Origin of the sequence: Candidatus Thiodiazotropha sp. LNASS1 (genome assembly GCF_964212655.1) — a bacterium.
Lineage (GTDB): Bacteria > Pseudomonadota > Gammaproteobacteria > Chromatiales > Chromatiaceae > Thiodiazotropha.
In genome coordinates this window covers 2,554,513-2,573,481 of the sequence record NZ_OZ156465.1, presented here as the reverse complement: position 1 = coordinate 2,573,481, position 18,969 = coordinate 2,554,513, and the positions used below count along the sequence as shown (strand labels likewise).

The following is an 18,969-nucleotide window of genomic DNA, read 5'->3' as shown; positions in this document are numbered from 1 at the left end:
GGTATGCGGGCCCCTGTGGGACAGTCTCTAGTGATTCTTGATTAACCCTCGGCATAGGGTAGCAGGGTCAATTCCACACGGCGGTTCTGTTGCCGTCCCGCAGGTGTTTTATTGGACGCGGTTGGCCGTGTTTCACCAAAGCCTACCGTATCGATACGGACACCTTCCACACCGTTTTCAACCAAGGCATTGGAAACCGACTGGGCGCGTTGCTGCGACAACATCTGGTTATGGGATTCCGAACCAGTACTGTCGGTGTGGCCAGCCACTTCAATCATGGTCGACTTGTATTCCTGCAGCACCAGGGCGACCGAGCCGAGTATCTCCAGAAAGTTGGGCTTCACATCTGATTTATCGACTTCGAAAGTGATATTGCCGGGCAGATTGAGGATGATGTTGTCCCCATCACGGGTTACGCTGACTCCGGTGTTTTCCAAGCGTTGACGAAGCTTGGCTTCCTGTACATCCATATAGTAACCGACACCGCCTCCGGCAATCGCACCGATTCCTGCACCCTTCAATGCGCGCTCTTTGCGCTTCTTTTTATCCTTGGAAGTGGCAATTCCCAGAACAGCTCCGGCGACTGCCCCGATCATGGCGCCAGTGGTTGCCTTGGATGTCTTCTCCTCCCTTGTGTAGGGATCGACAGTGGTACATGCCTGTAGCATGACCATGCTTGCGACAAGGCTGCAAAGTGTGCTTCGAATAGCCATCATTTATCTCCTGTGGTCTCCATCAGCCAATTGGTTAATGCTACCAATATCAGGTCATCGTAACTGCCAACGATGCGACATTTTCACAATTGTTGATGGATGATCGTGTTGATGCGGGGATGGGGCCATCAGCTCTTGCCGAACAGATCCCTAAACAATTGCAGGGTGGTTTGACGCCCCAGTTCGCCGATAGCGGTGGTGAGTGGAATCTGTTTTGGGCAGACCCGGACGCAGTTCTGCGCATTGCCGCAATCACTGAGCCCGCCATCGCCCATGATGGCATGTAGGCGCTGCTGTTGATGATAGCTGCCGGTGGGATGGTTGTTCATCAATCGGACGGCAGCCAGGGCGGCGGGACCGACAAACTCTTTTTCCATGCCATACTGCGGACAGGCCTCCATGCAGCAACCGCAGCTCATGCAGCGGCTGTAGAGGTAGCTCTCCTTCCATGTCTCCGGCGAAATGCGGGGTGCGCCCTGATGGATGTCCCAGGCGCCGTCAATTTCGATCCAGGCACGTACTCTCTTCAGATCGCTGAAGATCTTGCTGCGATCGACCATCAAGTCCCGAACTACGGGGAATTTACCCAGGGGTTCAAGTTTTATAGGTTGTTCGAGTGAATCGATCAGTGTGGAGCAGGCTTGCCGAGGCTTCCCGTTGATCACCATGGAGCAGGCGCCGCAGACCTCTTCCATGCAGTTGAACTCCCAGGCGACCGGGTCGACGAGTTGACCATCTTGCGTGAGTGGATGTTCGCGGATCACCATCAGGGCTGAGACGATGTTATGGCCCTCGCGGTAGGGTATCGAGAATGTCTGCCAATAGGGTGGGCTATATGGGGTGTCTTGCCGACGAATCTGCAGGTCGATTGTTTTACCCATCATGACATCCTCAGCGATAGTCCCGTGGCTCTTCCGGTGGCAGGACCGAAAGGTCTATCTCGCGAAAGCTGATTCTGGGACCGTCTGTCGAATATTCAGCGACAGTTGTCTTCAACCACGCCTGATTCTGCTTTTTCCAGCTCTCGCGATAGGCTTCATAGGCTGGATCGCCCGGGTAGGCATCCTTCGGTGTCGGCAGTTCAAAAGCCGGTTTAAAGTGAGCGCCTCGACACTCATCCCGGGCCAGGGCGCTACCGGCAATGACAGCGCCGAGTCGTATCATCTCCTGCAGCTGACGGACATATATCAAACCCTGATCGCTCCATTCATTACTCGCATCCAGCTTGACAGAGTGGCTGCGTTGCTCAAGTTCCTGCAGTGAATCAATGGCAGTGTTGAGAACTGCGTTATCCCGCACGACACCTACCTGTCCCGACATGATTTCGCCAAGCTCACGATGTAATGTGTAGGGATTCTCAGTGCCGTCGCTTGATGTCAGATTCAGGTTAATCGACTGCTGTCGCTTGACCTCATCCAGGTAGAACCGTTCGGGTACACTCAGCAGTTCATCCTCCAGACCCTTCAGGTAGTTTGCAACCGCTTCGCCGGCGACCCGGCCACTGAATGAGGCTGAGAGAAGCGAGTTGGCGCCTAACCGGTTGGCCCCGTGGTAACCGTAATCACACTCGCCACAGGCGTAGAGCCCCGGGATGTTGGTTGCGTGATTGCGTGGACTTCCCGGTTTTAATCCGCCATCGGATTGATCTTTCTCGAAATCAACCCAGAGGCCGCCCATGGCGTAATGGGCCGAAGGATAGATCTCCATGGGCTCATGTACGGGATCAGTACCGTGAAATTTGCGGTAGATATCAAGGATCGCATGCAGGCGATGTTCTATGAATCCGGGATTCAAATGTGTCAGATCGAGAAAGACTTTGTTTTCTCCGGAAACACCCAGCCCCATCTCATGCACAACCTTCCAGATCGCACGGCATGCTACGTCCCGTGGTACCGTATTTCCATAGCTCGGGTACCACTCTTCGAGAAAATAGAATCGCTCCTGTTCGGGGACATCGCCGGCACGCCGGTTCTCCTGAGGATTTTTTGGTACCCAGATACGCCCACCCTCGCCACGAGCCGCTTCGCTCATCAAGCGTGTCTTGTCGTCACCGAGCATGGCGGTCGGGTGGAATTGAAAGAATTCCGTATTGGCCAGCCAGGCGCCCTGCTGGTATGCGCGACATGCGGCTGCGCCAGTGGAGTTGGTAGAGTTGGTGGAGCGATGACCAAATACCTGTCCCATACCCCCGGTTGCCAGTATCACTGCATCCGCACGAAAATGTTTGACATCCATGGTGCGCAGGTTCATTGCGACGATTCCTTTGCAGGTGCCCCGTCCATCCTTTACCAGGGAGAGGAACTCCCACCACTCATATTTCTGCACACGTCCCAGGGACTCCTGGCGGCGGATCTCTTGATCGACACCGTACAAGAGCTGCTGTCCCGTACTGGCACCGGCAAATACGGTACGCCGGTTCTTGACACCGCCGAAAAGACGGAGGTCCAGCAATCCCTCTGCCGTGCGGGAGAAGGTAACACCCATGCGTTCGAAAGTGCGGATGATGCCGGGTGCCTGTTCACACATCGACTTTACCGGCGGTTGATTGGCCAGGTATGCGCCTCCCTTCAGCGTGTCGACGATATGTTGCCAGACGCTGTCGCGTTCGCCTTTGCTGTCGAAGCAGGCGTTGATGCCGCCCTGGGCACATACCGAGTGTGAACGCTTGACCTCGAAAAGGGAGAAGATCTCTACCTGAAATCCGGCTTCCGCCACCCGCAATGCCGACCACAGGCCGCCTAGACAAAAATGGAGACCCCCCAGCTCTGCTGGGGAGGCATCAACAGTTTGACAGAAACAGGAGTCTCATAGTAACCCCAAAGCGTGAGCCGCCAAGCAACACGCTAAGGAGAAACCATGAGACAAGTAGAAAGTTTAAGCCACACGAGATGGGAGTGTAAGTACCATATTGTGTTTATCCCGAAGTACCGGAGGAAGACGCTTTTTGGGCAGATCAGGCAGGAGCTTGGAGAGGTATTCCATCGGTTGGCAAGGCAGAAAGAGAGTTTGATAGAGGAAGGGCATGTCATGGCTGATCATGTACATATGATGATATCGATACCACCAAAATATGCGGTATCGCAGGTAGTTGGGTTTATCAAAGGGAAAAGTGCGATCCACATAGCCCGTACCTACCTGGGTCGTAAAAGGAACTATGTTGGCCATCATTTCTGGGCCAGGGGATATTTTACTTCGACGGTAGGCAGGGATGAGCAGGTGATTCGGGAGTATATACGGCACCAGGAAGCGGAAGACCGCAGGATTGATCAATTACAGTTGATGTAACAGCCCCTTTGAGGGGCTCAAGGAGCCAATAGGCTCCGTTTTACAGACCGCTTCGAGCGGTTCACAACTAAAGCCCCCGGCTTTGCCGGGGGATACTTACTCCACCACCGACAACGATGACTTTACGCGGTCTTTTCATGCGATGAATCCCAGCATACCGTGCACGCCCATGGTGCTCAGTGTCAGGGCAAGCAGCATACAGAAATAGAACCAGTAACGTTGGGCATTGACACTTGTGGTGAGTCCCCAACTGATTGCCATAGTCCATAAACCGTTACACAAGTGGAAGACTGCCAACAGGAGACCTGTCAGGTAGAGTAGAAAGGTGATGGGATTACCAAGCAGCAGCTGCATATGACTGAAGAGATCGGCTTTGATTTCGGGTTGCCATATGCCCCAAATCCTGGTCCAACCCACATGCAATACAAGGAACAGCAGGATGCCGATACCGGAAATCCTCTGCAGCCAGTAAAAACGGTTGTGCAGCCAGGGATAGCGATACCAGTTGCTCTCAGCTCCGTGGATAATGACCAAACCGTATCCTGCATGAAATAGCAGCGGCAAGGCAATCACGAAGATCTCCATCAATGTCAGATAATTGAGACTTTGCAGCCAGCCCACGACCTGTTCGTTGTAATGAATCTGACCAAAACGGGATTGTGAGTTTTCCCACAGATGGAAGATCAGGAAACCACCAACGGGCAGGAGACCGAATAGTGAATGCAATCGGCGCAGTAAAAAGTTTCGATTGTCGATGGAAGCTGTACGCATGGAGTTCAAAAGGCTATCGCGTTTATATACATTATAGAATTAATAACTTCTAATTCTCTGACGTAGAGCATTTATTCATCTTTTTTGCCGATTCCAATTGGAGCGGCTATCCACGCTCACGCCGGAAAGGCTGTCGACAGGCCCTAGCTACAACTTCGGTCATTGGAAATGTGGCTGACTGGTCTCGTCTTAAACGACAGGGATGGATGCCGATCGGCCCCTCAGACGGGATAAATGCCACCTAAAATCACATTCCGTTCAGCACCTGTGACGGAAGCCAGGTTACCATTGAGTCCACTGAGGGTGCGTTTAGCCAACCAGGCGAATGTGATGGCTTCGATCCAGTCCGGATCCACGCCGTAGGCAGATGTTGGCTGTATCTCGGCACTGGGCAGTCGATTGCCTAAACGTTCCAGCAGATAGAGATTGTGAGCTCCTCCACCGCACACCAAAACCTCAGATTTATTATAGCCCTCATCAAGAATTGCCTGGGCAATAGTAGCAGCGCTGAGTTCAACCAAGGTTGCCTGTACATCCACGGCTGAGAGCTGGTGACAGGTGAGTTTCTCCAGCAACCAATCAAGGGTGAAATATTCTCTGCCGGTGCTTTTTGGTGGAGGCTGTTGAAAATAGGGATCGGACAGCAATTCATTCAGTAGGCTATCGTTGATATGGCCGCTTTTTGCCCATGCGCCTTGGTGGTCCAGCGTGACGGTCCGGTGATTTTCTATCCAGCTATCGAGCAGGGTATTCGCCGGTCCGGTATCGTATCCGGTAACCGGTTTTGCATTATTGTCGGGCAGGCAGGTGATGTTGGCGATTCCGCCCAGATTCAGGACGATCCGCTTTATTCCGGGTTTTTGAAACAACGCCTGATGGAGGACAGGTACAAGTGGTGCGCCTTGACCACCCGCCGCCATGTCACGACGGCGGAAATCAGCAACCGTGGTGATGCCTGTCAGTTCCGCAATAGTATTGGGATCCCCAATCTGCAGGGTAAAAGGATTTTCTGCGTCGGGACGATGACGAATGGTCTGGCCGTGGCTCCCAATGGCTGTTACCTGTTGTGGTGTTATGCCGGTGTCTGCCAATACGGCACGACAAGCGGTTGCGAAGGTGACGGCAACCTGTTTGTCGAGTTCCCCCATGCGGTCGATTTCATTGCTGCCAGGTTGGCAAAGGGCCCGCAGTGAGGTTCTGAATTGAGTGGGATAAGGCTCGACGTGACTCGCTATCAGGCGGGGTTGATTGCTGGAGAGGTCGACAACCACAGCGTCCACGCCATCCAGACTGGTGCCTGAGATGAGTCCCACAAACACTGATTCATTGGGCATTTGCAACAAGGGTGCGATCGATCAACTCAAGTTGGCTCAGCAGGGGTTGTATCTTCAGTTGAAAATCTTCACGATATTTTTTTGCGATAGGCTTGGCTGCAGGGAGCTTCACCGTTAAAGGATTCCTGTGCACGCCATTGAGGCGGAATTCATAGTGGAGGTGCGGGCCTGTTGCGAGCCCGGTACTGCCGACATATCCGATGGTCTGCCCCTGCTTGACCTTGCTTCCTTTCCTGGCCTTCTTGTTGTAGCGGGAAAGATGGGCGTACAGGGTAGTGTATGTCTGTCCATGCTTTATGATGACGGTCTTTCCGTAGCCGCCTTTTTTACCTCGGTGAATAATCTTTCCATCACCGGCGGCTTTCACCGGTGTGCCGGTTTTCGCCGCATAGTCGACCCCCCGATGGGGGCGCTTTTTACCCAGTACAGGGTGGTATCGTTCCCGGGTAAAGCGCGATGAAATACGCCTGAAATCGACAGGAGCCCGAAGAAAGGCCTTGCGCATACTGCGGCCATCGGGACTGTAGTAATCAGATCGACCTGTATCGTCTGTATACAGCAGGGCTCGGTAGGAGCGTCCCCGATTGACGAATTCCGCGGCCAGAATGGGACCGTCGCGGAGTTTCTCCCCGTCAAGATAGTCTTCCTCAAAGATGACCGTGAACCGATCGCCGCTGCGGATCTCCAGGGCGAAGTCAATATCCCAACCAAAGATACCCGCCATCTGCATGATCAGCTTTTCTGAGAGACCAGCCTCCTTCGCCGCGACGTAAAAAGAGTTCTCGATGGTGCCGCTGATGTGATTGGTCCTTACCTCCACCTCTCTGCTCAGTTCGGCTGCTTTAAACCCATCTTCGATGGCGGTTATCTGAAGACTGTCGATCTTGCTCTGTTCGAGACGCAGACCGAGAAAATTCTGTTCCCCATCCAGCTCCACGTGCAGGATCTCTCCGGGGCGAATATCGGTCAGTTTTTTTGCGGTGTCACTGGAGTGGACAATGCGGTGCAGCAGATTGGCGCTGAGATCATGCTTTTTAAATATGCTGGCCAGGGAGTCGCCATTCTGAATCTCGTAAGTCAGTGTATGGGACTCAGGCGCTGTCTCCTGTACCACTGCTACAGCCGGGATGTCAGTCTCGATAACCGGCTCGGCCTCGACGGCCACCGCCTGCCTGATGAAGCTGATTGACTGGTCAGGTGAATCGGGAGTGGCGGGCTTTCTGCTGGATTGGCCGGGTAGTTGTAGTGGTAGAATCCTTTTCTGGTCTGTTTTATCAATCTGTTCAGAGGAGGGAGGATTGTCATCCACGGTGGTTTGGTGGGATGACTGGCTGAAGTAGAGGGTTCCTGCGGCAAGGAGAAGGAGTATAACCGCAGCAAACAATAGGCCTCGGCCGAGTAGGCCGCGCGCCGGTTTTCTCTCCAATGTGTAGGATTTAAAGTCTTGCATGATTGAATAATACGGCAATATATACTCTGTATCGGCCTCTTGACGATAGAATACAGCGCCTGATCACATAATGGATAGTAGCGCATAACACTATACAATGGTTAATTTTATCAGATGCTTCTAGTAGAGTGTGCAACCATTATCTTAATTTTAGAGATTTAGTAAATGACCGATGTCACTGGTTCCCTGGAACTTATTAAACGAGGTACGGAAGAGGCTCTGCCTGAAGATTTGTTGATTAAAAAGCTGCAGCGGGGCAAACCACTGAAGATTAAGGCAGGGTTTGATCCCACGGCCCCGGACCTCCACCTCGGGCACACTGTCCTTATCAATAAACTTCGACAATTCCAGGAATTGGGGCACGAGGTGATCTTTCTGATCGGTGACTTCACCGGCATGATCGGTGATCCCACAGGGAAAAGTGCTACCCGGCCACCCCTCACACGGGAAGAGGTGGTGGAGAATGCAAAGACCTATGAGCATCAGATCTTCAAAATACTTGATCCCACCAAGACCACGGTCCTGTTCAACTCTTCCTGGATGGGAGAGATGTCGGCAGTGGATCTGATCCAGCTGGCGGCAAAGCACACGGTGGCGCGGATGTTGGAGCGGGATGATTTCAATAAGCGCTATACCAGCGGCCAGGCCATCGCAGTGCATGAATTCCTCTACCCGTTGATCCAGGGCTACGATTCCGTGGTGTTGAAGGCCGATGTGGAACTGGGAGGCACGGATCAGAAGTTCAACCTCCTGGTGGGGCGTCAACTGCAGGAGGCCTATCAGCAGGAGCCGCAGGTAGTGATCACCCTGCCAATCCTTGAGGGGTTGGATGGGGTGCAGAAGATGTCAAAATCCCTCAACAACTATATAGGCATCACTGATGCGCCCGAGGAGATGTTCGGTAAGGTCATGTCGATCTCAGATGAACTGATGTGGCGCTATTTCGAGTTGTTGAGCTTTCGGCCGATGTCGGAGATCTTAGAGTGGAAAAGAGAGATTGAGCAGGGAGCCAATCCAAGGGATGTGAAAATTCGGCTTGCCGAAGAGTTGGTGGAACGCTTTCACTCCAGGGAGCAGGCGGTTAAGGCCCACGAGGCCTTCGTTGCCCGTTTTCAAAAAGGTCAGATGCCCGATGAGATGGCCGAGTTCGACTTTACAGCATCCAATGGCGGTTATCCGATCGCCAATCTCCTGAAAGACGCCGAATTGGTGAAGAGCACCTCTGAGGCTATGCGTATGATAAAGCAGGGTGCGGTGCGCATTGACGGAGAGAGAGTGACAGATCACACCCTAACTGTTGCGGCAGGGTCATCCCATGTGTATCAGGTGGGCAAGCGCAGATTTGCCCGCATCAGCTTGCATTAGTCGTTGACGGATCCCGAATCTTTCCCCTTGCCCTCCGCTGCAATCCATTTCGGAGGGCTTGTTACCCTTGAATTGACCGAGGAAATCAGCATTACCCGGCTCGATATTGAGATGGTCCTGCAAGGTAATTACAGATCTCCTGAAAAACCTTCTGAAAGTTGTTGACGGAGGGGGTGAACTCCGTATAATGCGCCACTCTTTCGAGGGGCTTGAAGAAGCCGATTCGGAAGCCATGAGGGTCGCGGTTCTAGTGCTTGGATTTAGTTGTTGACAATGACTAAGCGGGCTGTAGAATACGCGCTCTCGAACGGACCGGGAGGCCCCGGCGGCTTGAAGAAAATTGAGAATTTTCTTGACACAAGTACAGGGTCCTTTAAAATAGGCGGTCTTTCTCGGAAGAAAATTCCGGGATGCTCTTTAACAATCAGGTTAGGTAATTTGTGTGGGTGCTCCGTTGATCTTGGGTAACCAAAGATCGACAGAGAGCATTCAAAGATAGTAATTCTATCCGAGAATCTCGAGTCAAAAGGATTGGCTGCCATAAGCAGCTATCAAACTTAAACTGAAGAGTTTGATCCTGGCTCAGATTGAACGCTGGCGGTATGCTTAACACATGCAAGTCGAACGGTAACAGCGAGAGCTTGCTCTCGGCTGACGAGTGGCGGACGGGTGAGTAACGCGTAGGTATCTGCCTAGTAGTGGGGGACAACTCGGGGAAACTCGAGCTAATACCGCATACGCCCTACGGGGGAAAGCGGGGGATCTTCGGACCTCGCGCTATTAGATGAGCCTGCGTTGGATTAGCTTGTTGGTAGGGTAATGGCCTACCAAGGCGACGATCCATAGCTGGTCTGAGAGGACGATCAGCCACACTGGGACTGAGACACGGCCCAGACTCCTACGGGAGGCAGCAGTGGGGAATATTGGACAATGGGGGCAACCCTGATCCAGCAATACCGCGTGTGTGAAGAAGGCCTGCGGGTTGTAAAGCACTTTCAATTGGGAAGAAAAGCTTGAGGTTAATAACCTCGAGTCTTGACGTTACCTTTAGAAGAAGCACCGGCTAACTCCGTGCCAGCAGCCGCGGTAATACGGAGGGTGCAAGCGTTAATCGGAATTACTGGGCGTAAAGCGCGCGTAGGTGGTTTGGTAAGTCAGATGTGAAAGCCCTGGGCTCAACCTGGGAATTGCATTTGAAACTGCCTCACTAGAGTATGGTAGAGGGAAGCGGAATTCCGGGTGTAGCGGTGAAATGCGTAGATATCCGGAGGAACATCAGTGGCGAAGGCGGCTTCCTGGACCAATACTGACACTGAGGTGCGAAAGCGTGGGTAGCAAACAGGATTAGATACCCTGGTAGTCCACGCTGTAAACGATGTCAACTAGCCGTTGGACTCATTATAAGGGTTTAGTGGCGCAGCTAACGCGATAAGTTGACCGCCTGGGGAGTACGGCCGCAAGGTTAAAACTCAAAGGAATTGACGGGGGCCCGCACAAGCGGTGGAGCATGTGGTTTAATTCGATGCAACGCGAAGAACCTTACCAGCCCTTGACATCCTGGAAACTTACTAGAGATAGTTTGGTGCCTTCGGGAATCCAGTGACAGGTGCTGCATGGCTGTCGTCAGCTCGTGTCGTGAGATGTTGGGTTAAGTCCCGTAACGAGCGCAACCCTTGTCCCTAGTTGCCAGCACTTCGGGTGGGAACTCTAGGGAGACTGCCGGTGACAAACCGGAGGAAGGTGGGGATGACGTCAAGTCATCATGGCCCTTATGGGCTGGGCTACACACGTGCTACAATGGCCGGTACAGAGGGCCGCCAACCCGTGAGGGGGAGCTAATCTCAGAAAACCGGTCGTAGTCCGGATTGCAGTCTGCAACTCGACTGCATGAAGTCGGAATCGCTAGTAATCGCGAATCAGCATGTCGCGGTGAATACGTTCCCGGGCCTTGTACACACCGCCCGTCACACCATGGGAGTGGGTTGCAAAAGAAGTGGGTAGCTTAACCTTCGGGGGGGCGCTCACCACTTTGTGATTCATGACTGGGGTGAAGTCGTAACAAGGTAGCCGTAGGGGAACCTGCGGCTGGATCACCTCCTTTAAAAAAGTTGCCCGGATCTTCGGAGCATCCACACAAGTTACCTAACCGATGTTGAAGCAGATACAGACCTGTTAAACAGCTAAGCAGCTGTACTGCGCTGAGAGACTTGGGTCTGTAGCTCAGTTGGTTAGAGCGCACCCCTGATAAGGGTGAGGTCGGAGGTTCAAATCCTCCCAGACCCACCACATTTATTCAGAACCATTTGACTCTTCAGGGGCCATAGCTCAGCTGGGAGAGCGCCTGCCTTGCACGCAGGAGGTCGGGAGTTCGATCCTCCCTGGCTCCACCAAACAGCTGAACGGTTCGACCGTTAGTACCAAGTGTCTAGCGACAACGCTAGCCACTTCGTATTACCGAAGTACTGCTCTTTAAAAATTAGGTTAGATCGCAGATAGGCGGATGTCGTGAGACATCCAATATCTAAAATTTAGTATCTAAGTTCTCAAACTTAGTTACTTGGGTATGTTGCATTTGTACGAGCGACCTGACTCCAGAATTTTTGGGGTTATATGGTCAAGTGATTAAGCGCATATGGTGGATGCCTAGGCGGTAGAAGGCGATGAAGGACGTTGTAGCTTGCGATAAGCTTCGGGGAGCCAGCAAACAGGCTTTGATCCGGAGATCTCCGAATGGGAAAACCCACCTGTCGTAAGACAGGTATCTCACACTGAATTCATAGGTGTGAGAGGCAAACCCGGGGAACTGAAACATCTAAGTACCCGGTGGAAAAGAAATCAATTGAGATTCCCTCAGTAGCGGCGAGCGAACGGGGACTAGCCGAGCAAGAAATTCATAGTGGAATGGTCTGGAAAGTCCAGCGATACAGGGTGATAGCCCCGTACACGAAATGAATGATTGACGTATTAAGTAGGTCGGAACACGTGATATTCTGACTGAAGATGGGGGGACCATCCTCCAAGGCTAAATACTCTCTACCGACCGATAGTGAACTAGTACCGTGAGGGAAAGGCGAAAAGAACCCCGTAGAGGGGAGTGAAATAGAACCTGAAACCGTATGCGTACAAGCAGTGGGAGCCCCTTCGGGGGTGACTGCGTACCTTTTGTATAATGGGTCAGCGACTTACTTCTCAGTGGCAAGCTTAACCGTATAGGGGAGGCGTAGGGAAACCGAGTCTTAATAGGGCGTTCAGTCGTTGGGAGTAGACCCGAAACCGGGCGATCTATCCATGGCCAGGGTGAAGGTGCGGTAACACGCGCTGGAGGCCCGAACCCACCTATGTTGAAAAATGGGGGGATGAGCTGTGGATAGGAGTGAAAGGCTAATCAAGCCCGGAGATAGCTGGTTCTCCTCGAAAGCTATTTAGGTAGCGCCTCGCGTCTCACTCCATGGGGTAGAGCACTGTTTCGGCTAGGGGGCCATCCCGGCTTACCAAACCGATGCAAACTCCGAATACGTGGAAGTGTAATCGCGGGAGACACACGGCGGGTGCTAACGTCCGTCGTGGAAAGGGAAACAACCCAGACCGCCAGCTAAGGTCCCAAAATCATGGCTCAGTGGGAAACGATGTGGGAAGGCACAGACAGCTAGGAGGTTGGCTTAGAAGCAGCCATCCTTTAAAGAAAGCGTAATAGCTCACTAGTCGAGTCGGCCTGCGCGGAAGATTTAACGGGGCTTAAGCCATGTACCGAAGCTGCGGATGCGTGCTTGCACGCATGGTAGAGGAGCGTTCTGTAAGCCTGCGAAGGTGTGCTGTAAGGCATGCTGGAGGTATCAGAAGTGCGAATGCTGACATGAGTAACGATAAAGGGGGTGAGAGGCCCCCTCGCCGAAAACCCAAGGTTTCCTGCGCAACGCTAATCGGCGCAGGGTTAGTCGGCCCCTAAGGCGAGGCAGAAATGCGTAGTCGATGGGAATCCGGTTAATATTCCGGAACTATTTATTACTGCGATGGGGTGACGGAGTAGGCTAGGTCATCCGGGTGTTGGTTTACCCGGTTTAAGCGTGTAGGGAGTCGGTTTAGGTAAATCCGGACCGGCAATTCTGAGACGTGATGACGAGTCTCCATGTGAGACGAAGTGATTGATGCCATGCTTCCAGGAAAAACCTCTAAGCTTCAGGTAATAAGTAACCGTACTCTAAACCGACACAGGTGGGTAGGGTGAGAATCCCAAGGCGCTTGAGAGAACTCTGGTGAAGGAACTAGGCAAAATAGTACCGTAACTTCGGGAGAAGGTACGCCCTTGGTATGTGAAGAGACTTGCTCTCGGAGCAGAAGAGGGTTGCAGTGACCAGGTGGCTGCGACTGTTTATTAAAAACATAGCACTCTGCAAACTCGAAAGAGGAAGTATAGGGTGTGACGCCTGCCCGGTGCCGGAAGGTTAATTGATGGGGTTAGTCTTCGGACGAAGCTCTTGATCGAAGCCCCGGTAAACGGCGGCCGTAACTATAACGGTCCTAAGGTAGCGAAATTCCTTGTCGGGTAAGTTCCGACCTGCACGAATGGCGTAACGATGGCCACGCTGTCTCCACCAGAGACTCAGTGAAATTGAAATCGCTGTTAAGATGCAGTGTACCCGCGGCTAGACGGAAAGACCCCGTGAACCTTTACTACAGCTTTGCACTGGACTTTGAATATGTTTGTGTAGGATAGGTGGGAGGCTTTGAAGCGGAGACGCCAGTCTTCGTGGAGCCAACCTTGAAATACCACCCTGATATATTTGGAGTTCTAACCTCGACCCGTTATCCGGGTTAGGGACAGTGTATGGTGGGTAGTTTGACTGGGGCGGTCTCCTCCCAAAGAGTAACGGAGGAGCACGAAGGTACCCTCAGCGCGGTCGGACATCGCGCAACGAGTGCAAAGGCATAAGGGTGCTTGACTGCGAGACAGACAAGTCGAGCAGGTACGAAAGTAGGTCTTAGTGATCCGGTGGTTCTGTATGGAAGGGCCATCGCTCAACGGATAAAAGGTACTCCGGGGATAACAGGCTGATACCGCCCAAGAGTTCATATCGACGGCGGTGTTTGGCACCTCGATGTCGGCTCATCACATCCTGGGGCTGAAGTCGGTCCCAAGGGTATGGCTGTTCGCCATTTAAAGTGGTACGCGAGCTGGGTTTAGAACGTCGTGAGACAGTTCGGTCCCTATCTGCCGTGGGCGTTTGAGATTTGAGGGAAGCTGCTCCTAGTACGAGAGGACCGGAGTGGACGTATCTCTGGTGTTCCGGTTGTCACGCCAGTGGCACTGCCGGGTAGCTAAATACGGACAGGATAACCGCTGAAAGCATCTAAGCGGGAAGCCCCTCCCAAGATGAGATCTCACTGGACCTTTAAGGTCCCTGTAGGGCCGTTGAAGACTACAACGTTGATAGGCTGGGTGTGGAAGCACAGCAATGTGTGAAGCTAACCAGTACTAATTGCCCGTGAGGCTTGACCATATAACACCCAAACATTTTGGGCTGAGTTCAAGCAAACGCAACACCCATAGATATAGCCTTGCGATCTAACCGAATGCTGAGTCGTTCCTAGGGAGCGACTCCGACAGTTTACCTGGTAGACATAGCGTGTTGGTACCACCCGATCCCATCTCGAACTCGGAAGTGAAACGACATAGCGCCGATGATAGTGTGGGGTCTCCCCATGTAAAAGTAGGACACTGCCAGGTTTTTACAGCAAAACCCCGGACCTTGAAGGTCCGGGGTTTTTTTTTGTCTCGATGTGAACCAGTATAGGTTCCCTGGCTCGGATTTAACGATAACGTGTTAGATTGTGATCTCAAAGATCGTGAAATCGGATTGCAATTGAATAGACTATGATTCTCTCACTGACGCTACTTGTCTTCGGTTTCCTGCTGACTGGATTGGCGGTTCGTCAATTTGTTTTCAAAAGGAAGCTCATTGCAGCAAGCCTGAACGGTTTGTTGGGTCTGATTGTTCTGCTCGTTGCAACCTTTATCTCAATGCTGCTGTTTAATGTTCAGAGCTATATTCAGTTGACCAAGGAACGTGTACTGGCTGAGGTTGAGATCGTTACCGTTGATGCCGGGACCGCATCCCTGAGGTTGACGGTCAACGGTAAGCGCAGAAACTATGCTCTTTCAGCACGCGAGTGGCGGTTGGATGCGCGTTTTATCAAATGGAAACCGTGGGTTGCGTTGCTTGGAAAGGATCCGGTTGTGCGTTTGGATGCGCTGTCGGGGCGATATGTGGTACCGGGCAATCGCGTTATCAAGGTTTATAATCTGCATGAGGACTATGAGATTATCGACAGCATAATCGCTAACCTGACCGATCATTTTGGCATGGTTGATACAATGTATGGCAGTTCGGTGTATATGCCGATTGAAGCAGGTGCTCACTACCAGGTCAGTGCAAACCATGCCGGTTTGATAGCACGTCCGGTAAATCAAAAAGGCGAACAGGCGGTCATGCAGTGGGACAGGTAATGATTGAGTACAAGCTAAGCTTCAAATCACCCCAAGCGCATCTGTTTGAAGTCGAGCTAACCGTGAAGCAGCCCGATACCAATGGGCAGATAATCTACCTTCCCGGCTGGATACGTGGTAGCTACATGGTGCGTGATTTCGCCCGCAATATAGTATCCATCCAGGCATTGTCAGGAAGTGAACCTATTGAGCTGGTCAAGCTTGACAAGCAGAGTTGGCGTGTATCATCGGTGGCAGGTGAACTGCGTATCGTGTACACGGTTTATGCTTGGGAACTGACCGTCAGAACTGCGTATTTCGATACCGAACAAGCATATATCAATGGACCGTGTCTGTTCTTAGGCGTCACTGGATTTGAAAATGAGTCCTGCAGGCTGAGTATTGATCGTCCGGGGGAGAGTTATGCCGAAGAGTGGCGTCTGGCTACCGCTATGCCGGCGGAGCATATCGATGAAGCAGGGTTTGGTAACTACCTCTGTGATTGTTATGAAGCACTGATCGACTATCCCATTGAGGCAGGAGATTTTAGCGACGCTGACTTCATGGTGAATGATCAACGGCATCGATTGGTTATCAGCGGTGTACATGACGCTGAATTGCAGCGGTTTTGCAGTGATTTAGGTCGGATCTGCCATGAACAGGTGGAGCTGTTCGGTGAATTGCCGATATCGCATTATCTCTTTTTACTTCAAGTGGTCGGTAATGGTTATGGAGGATTGGAACACCGTAACTCCACCAGCCTTATGATTGGCAGGGACGATCTGCCAAAACGGGGCGATGAAGGCGTCACAACCGGTTATCGAAAACTGTTGGCACTCTGCAGTCATGAGTATTTCCACCTTTGGAACGTCAAGCGGATAACACCGGAAGTATTTCTGCAACAGGGGACAGCAGCAGAGGTGTACACCCGTCAGTTATGGATTTTTGAGGGGATCACGTCCTATTACGATGAACTGATCCTTGTCAGGAGCGGCGTGATTGAGCGAAAGGCCTACTTTGAAATGATGGCGGAAACAATCACGCGTGTGATGAGAAACAGCGGGAGACATAAACAAACCCTGGAGGAGTCGAGTTTCGATGCCTGGACAAAATTCTATAAACAGGACGAGAACGCGCCCAATGCGATCGTAAGTTACTATGCCAAAGGTGCCCTGTTCGCCCTCCTGCTCGATTTGAGCATACGCCTGCAGAGTGACAACTCATGTTCACTTGATGATGTAATGCGCGAGATGTGGCAACGATATGGTCGTCGCTCAGTGGGTGTTCCGGAGGATGGATTTGAAAAACTCGTGGTTGAAGTGACATCCCTGGATCTGCAGCCACTGTTTGATCTTGGGGTCCGTTCAACAGAGGAGTTACCACTTGCCGAGATCTTGGCCGAGTTTGCTGTAGAGCTTCATCTGCTTCCCGCTAAATCCAGTGAGGATCAGGGCAGGGTGGTAACAGAACCGCCAAAGGTCGCTCCAGCCAAACCGGTATTGGGCGCTAAATGGAAACAGTTGGAAAAGAGGATTCGGATTTTGCAGGTATTTGATGGTGGTGGAGCTCAGCAGGCAGGGCTGGCGGCGGGTGACGAGATCGTTGCCGTAGATGGGTTGAGCATGAATGCAAAACAGATGGAACAATACATCGCCAGGCAACAGGAGGGAGTATCTATTGAGATGCATGTATTTCGCAGGGATGAGTTAAAAGTTATCCATTTCACTGCGCATCCGGCTGAGGCCGATACCTGTACCATCTATCTCCCCCAACATCCCGGCAGCATTCAGCAGCAGCGTCTTAATAACTGGTTAAAGGGCCATGTACCGGCATCATGATTTAATTCATAGATTGGCGGATGGACGGTTTCACTCAGGTCAGGAGTTGGGACGTCTGTTGGACGTGACGCGCTCTTCAGTTTGGAAAAAACTCAAACAATTGAAGGAGGAATATAATCTCGAGATCGATGCGGTGACAGGGAGAGGATATCGCTTGCGTGAACCGCTTGATCTTCTGAATCATGACGCCATTCTTAAACTACTGAGCGATGTCGATGATGAGGCGCCACCGGCATTGGTTCTGCACGCCTCTATAGATTCCACCAACAGTTGGTTGATGAAGCAGGCAGCTTCGGGTGCTGAGTCAGGGACCGTATGCCTGGCGGAACAGCAATTGGCTGGTAAGGGCAGGCATGGTCGTAAGTGGATCTCACCTTTCGGTAGAAATATCTATTTCTCAATGTTGTGGCATTTCGAACATCCGCCGATGCAGATTGCGGGACTCAGCTTGGCTTCGGCTATTGCGATTGTGCGCTTGTTGCATGAGCTGAACTGTGATCAGGCCGGACTTAAATGGCCTAATGATATATTGTGGCAAGGCAAAAAATTGGCCGGTCTTCTCCTGGAAATAACGGGGGAGGCCAGTGGTCCCTCGCAGATTGTTATCGGTGTCGGTCTGAATACCCGGTTGGGCAGTCATGGCGGTGATATAGACCAACCGTGGATCGATCTGGATTCTATTCCAAATATCACCAGGCCGACCCGCAGCGAACTGGCATCTAGGATGATCCAACATCTGAGAGATGTGATACGGCAGTATCAGTCCGATGGTATGCAATCATTTCTTGATGAGTGGCATAGGCATGATCTGCTATTGGGTCGAGAGGTGGAAATTCGCAGCCATAGCCAGGTCCACGCGGGGGAACATTTGGGAATTGATCTGAATGGAGCGATCCGGTTGCGATGCAATGGCAAGGAGCAGTCATTTCACGCCGGTGAGGTGAGTCTTCGGCAACTGGTTGATGAAAGAAGATGAAACTCTATGTTGATATAGGCAACTCGGCCATCAAATGGGCAACCGAAGATGACCTGCACGTTGATATCCTGCATCAGGCGGAATCACGCAATCTCCCAGCTGCGATTGAACAGGCCTGGCTTAAATTGAAGAAGCCAGAAGCGGTCTATATCGCCAGTGTGCGCCAACAGGATATTGATGCGAAACTGCTGGGCTGGATTGAACGGCATTGGCAGATAATGCCGTTATTCGCTGAAACACGGCAGCGGGAGTACGGAGTAACAAACGGATATAAACAGCCTGGTCAACTGGGTGTCGACCGTTGGTTGGCACTTATCGCGGCGCGTGCCCTTTCGGAATTACCCCAGATTGTCGTAGACTGCGGTTCAGCGACAACGATCGATGCCATGGACGGAGAGGGACGACATATCGGTGGTATCATCTTGCCGGGATTGCGGGTATTTGCCCATTGTCTGAGACAAAATACCGATATCCCGCATTATGATACCGGTGAGATTGGCGATTGCTTCGCTACCGATACCGCATCCGGCATCCTTACAGGCGCCATTGTGGCTCAATGTGCGACCGTGGAAAAACTGTATCAAACACTGCAGGCACGGGAAATGGGTGATGTCCTTTGCGTTGTTACGGGTGGCGATGCGGAATTGTTGACACGCCACCTTGAAGTGTCCCACCAAGTCGTACATGGTCTGGTTCTGGGCGGGTTGCGTTTACAGTCTGGTCAAGCGGGGTAGTCAACGCACTGAATGACTT

Annotated in this window: 12 protein-coding genes, 2 tRNA genes and 3 rRNA genes; 11 read left to right on the top strand and 6 right to left on the bottom strand. The window is 52.1% G+C overall.

The window, feature by feature from the left end; genetic code table 11:
- Positions 1-41: 41 nt before the first annotated feature.
- From AB8516_RS11305 to sdhA, 3 genes are all read right to left on the bottom strand, one after another.
- Positions 42-713 carry an OmpA family protein gene (locus AB8516_RS11305; RefSeq protein WP_369160651.1) on the bottom strand — a complete coding sequence of 224 codons (672 nt, stop codon included), beginning with the start codon at positions 711-713 and terminating at the stop codon, positions 42-44.
- 128 nt (positions 714-841) lie between these two features.
- Complete coding sequence (sdhB, locus tag AB8516_RS11300; RefSeq protein WP_369160649.1) at positions 842-1,597, bottom strand: succinate dehydrogenase iron-sulfur subunit; 756 nt, start codon at positions 1,595-1,597, stop codon at positions 842-844.
- 7 nt (positions 1,598-1,604) lie between these two features.
- Positions 1,605-3,446 (bottom strand): succinate dehydrogenase (quinone) flavoprotein subunit, encoded by a 1,842-nt coding sequence (gene sdhA / locus AB8516_RS11295; protein WP_369163268.1) that lies wholly within the window; start codon positions 3,444-3,446, stop codon positions 1,605-1,607.
- 123 nt (positions 3,447-3,569) lie between these two features.
- Here sdhA and tnpA point away from each other — a divergent pair, with 123 nt between their 5' ends.
- A complete protein-coding gene (gene tnpA, locus AB8516_RS11290; protein WP_369157546.1) occupies positions 3,570-3,998 on the top strand; it encodes an IS200/IS605 family transposase in 429 nt (142 codons plus the stop codon).
- Positions 3,999-4,133: 135 nt separating this feature from the next.
- Here the strand turns inward: tnpA and AB8516_RS11285 are convergent, their stop codons facing one another.
- The 3 genes from AB8516_RS11285 to AB8516_RS11275 form a co-directional block, all read right to left on the bottom strand.
- Positions 4,134-4,769, bottom strand: a complete 636-nt coding sequence (locus AB8516_RS11285) for a succinate dehydrogenase (protein ID WP_369160647.1) — start codon at positions 4,767-4,769, stop codon at positions 4,134-4,136.
- A 221-nt stretch (positions 4,770-4,990) separates the two neighbouring features.
- Positions 4,991-6,103: an anhydro-N-acetylmuramic acid kinase gene (locus AB8516_RS11280; RefSeq protein WP_369160645.1), complete on the bottom strand. Its 1,113-nt coding sequence runs from the start codon at positions 6,101-6,103 to the stop codon at positions 4,991-4,993.
- On the bottom strand, positions 6,093-7,553 hold the full coding sequence (locus AB8516_RS11275; RefSeq protein WP_369160643.1) for a peptidoglycan DD-metalloendopeptidase family protein: 1,461 nt from the start codon (positions 7,551-7,553) through the stop codon (positions 6,093-6,095). Before AB8516_RS11275 ends, AB8516_RS11280 begins: the two co-directional genes overlap by 11 nt.
- Before the next feature lie 165 nt (positions 7,554-7,718).
- Between AB8516_RS11275 and tyrS the strand changes: the two genes are divergently transcribed.
- From tyrS to AB8516_RS11225, 10 genes are all read left to right on the top strand, one after another.
- Complete coding sequence (gene tyrS, locus AB8516_RS11270; RefSeq protein WP_369160641.1) at positions 7,719-8,918, top strand: tyrosine--tRNA ligase; 1,200 nt, start codon at positions 7,719-7,721, stop codon at positions 8,916-8,918.
- A 559-nt stretch (positions 8,919-9,477) separates the two neighbouring features.
- Positions 9,478-11,019, top strand: a 16S ribosomal RNA gene (locus AB8516_RS11265).
- 108 nt (positions 11,020-11,127) lie between these two features.
- Positions 11,128-11,204, top strand: a tRNA-Ile gene (locus tag AB8516_RS11260).
- 28 nt (positions 11,205-11,232) lie between these two features.
- A tRNA-Ala gene (locus AB8516_RS11255) sits at positions 11,233-11,308 on the top strand.
- A gap of 222 nt (positions 11,309-11,530) precedes the next feature.
- Positions 11,531-14,416: ribosomal RNA gene (locus AB8516_RS11250) — 23S ribosomal RNA — on the top strand.
- Positions 14,417-14,527: 111 nt separating this feature from the next.
- A 5S ribosomal RNA gene (rrf, locus tag AB8516_RS11245) occupies positions 14,528-14,643 on the top strand.
- Together the 16S, 23S and 5S rRNA genes with 2 tRNA genes alongside form the textbook arrangement of a ribosomal RNA operon.
- A 147-nt stretch (positions 14,644-14,790) precedes the next feature.
- Positions 14,791-15,423 (top strand): hypothetical protein, encoded by a 633-nt coding sequence (locus AB8516_RS11240; RefSeq protein ID WP_369160639.1) that lies wholly within the window; start codon positions 14,791-14,793, stop codon positions 15,421-15,423.
- A complete protein-coding gene (locus AB8516_RS11235) occupies positions 15,423-17,240 on the top strand; it encodes a M61 family metallopeptidase (RefSeq protein WP_369160637.1) in 1,818 nt (605 codons plus the stop codon). Before AB8516_RS11240 ends, AB8516_RS11235 begins: the two co-directional genes overlap by 1 nt.
- Positions 17,224-18,216, top strand: coding sequence for a bifunctional biotin--[acetyl-CoA-carboxylase] ligase/biotin operon repressor BirA (gene birA / locus AB8516_RS11230; RefSeq protein WP_369160635.1), 993 nt, complete (start codon positions 17,224-17,226; stop codon positions 18,214-18,216). Before AB8516_RS11235 ends, birA begins: the two co-directional genes overlap by 17 nt.
- Entirely contained in the window at positions 18,213-18,950 is a 738-nt protein-coding gene (locus AB8516_RS11225; protein ID WP_369160633.1) for a type III pantothenate kinase, read from the top strand. Before birA ends, AB8516_RS11225 begins: the two co-directional genes overlap by 4 nt.
- Positions 18,951-18,969: the final 19 nt, after the last annotated feature.

Excerpts from the sequence above, each read along its gene's own strand:
- AB8516_RS11305 (WP_369160651.1), bottom strand. The coding sequence starts at position 713 with ATGGCTATTCGAAGCACACTTTGCAGCCTTGTCGCAAGCATGGTCATG.
- birA (WP_369160635.1), top strand. The coding sequence starts at position 17,224 with ATGTACCGGCATCATGATTTAATTCATAGATTGGCGGATGGACGGTTT.
- tnpA (WP_369157546.1), top strand. The coding sequence starts at position 3,570 with ATGAGACAAGTAGAAAGTTTAAGCCACACGAGATGGGAGTGTAAGTAC.
- AB8516_RS11280 (WP_369160645.1), bottom strand. The coding sequence starts at position 6,103 with ATGCCCAATGAATCAGTGTTTGTGGGACTCATCTCAGGCACCAGTCTG.
- sdhB (WP_369160649.1), bottom strand. The coding sequence starts at position 1,597 with ATGATGGGTAAAACAATCGACCTGCAGATTCGTCGGCAAGACACCCCA.
- AB8516_RS11285 (WP_369160647.1), bottom strand. The coding sequence starts at position 4,769 with ATGCGTACAGCTTCCATCGACAATCGAAACTTTTTACTGCGCCGATTG.
- AB8516_RS11225 (WP_369160633.1), top strand. The coding sequence starts at position 18,213 with ATGAAACTCTATGTTGATATAGGCAACTCGGCCATCAAATGGGCAACC.
- tyrS (WP_369160641.1), top strand. The coding sequence starts at position 7,719 with ATGACCGATGTCACTGGTTCCCTGGAACTTATTAAACGAGGTACGGAA.
- AB8516_RS11240 (WP_369160639.1), top strand. The coding sequence starts at position 14,791 with ATGATTCTCTCACTGACGCTACTTGTCTTCGGTTTCCTGCTGACTGGA.
- AB8516_RS11235 (WP_369160637.1), top strand. The coding sequence starts at position 15,423 with ATGATTGAGTACAAGCTAAGCTTCAAATCACCCCAAGCGCATCTGTTT.
- AB8516_RS11275 (WP_369160643.1), bottom strand. The coding sequence starts at position 7,553 with ATGCAAGACTTTAAATCCTACACATTGGAGAGAAAACCGGCGCGCGGC.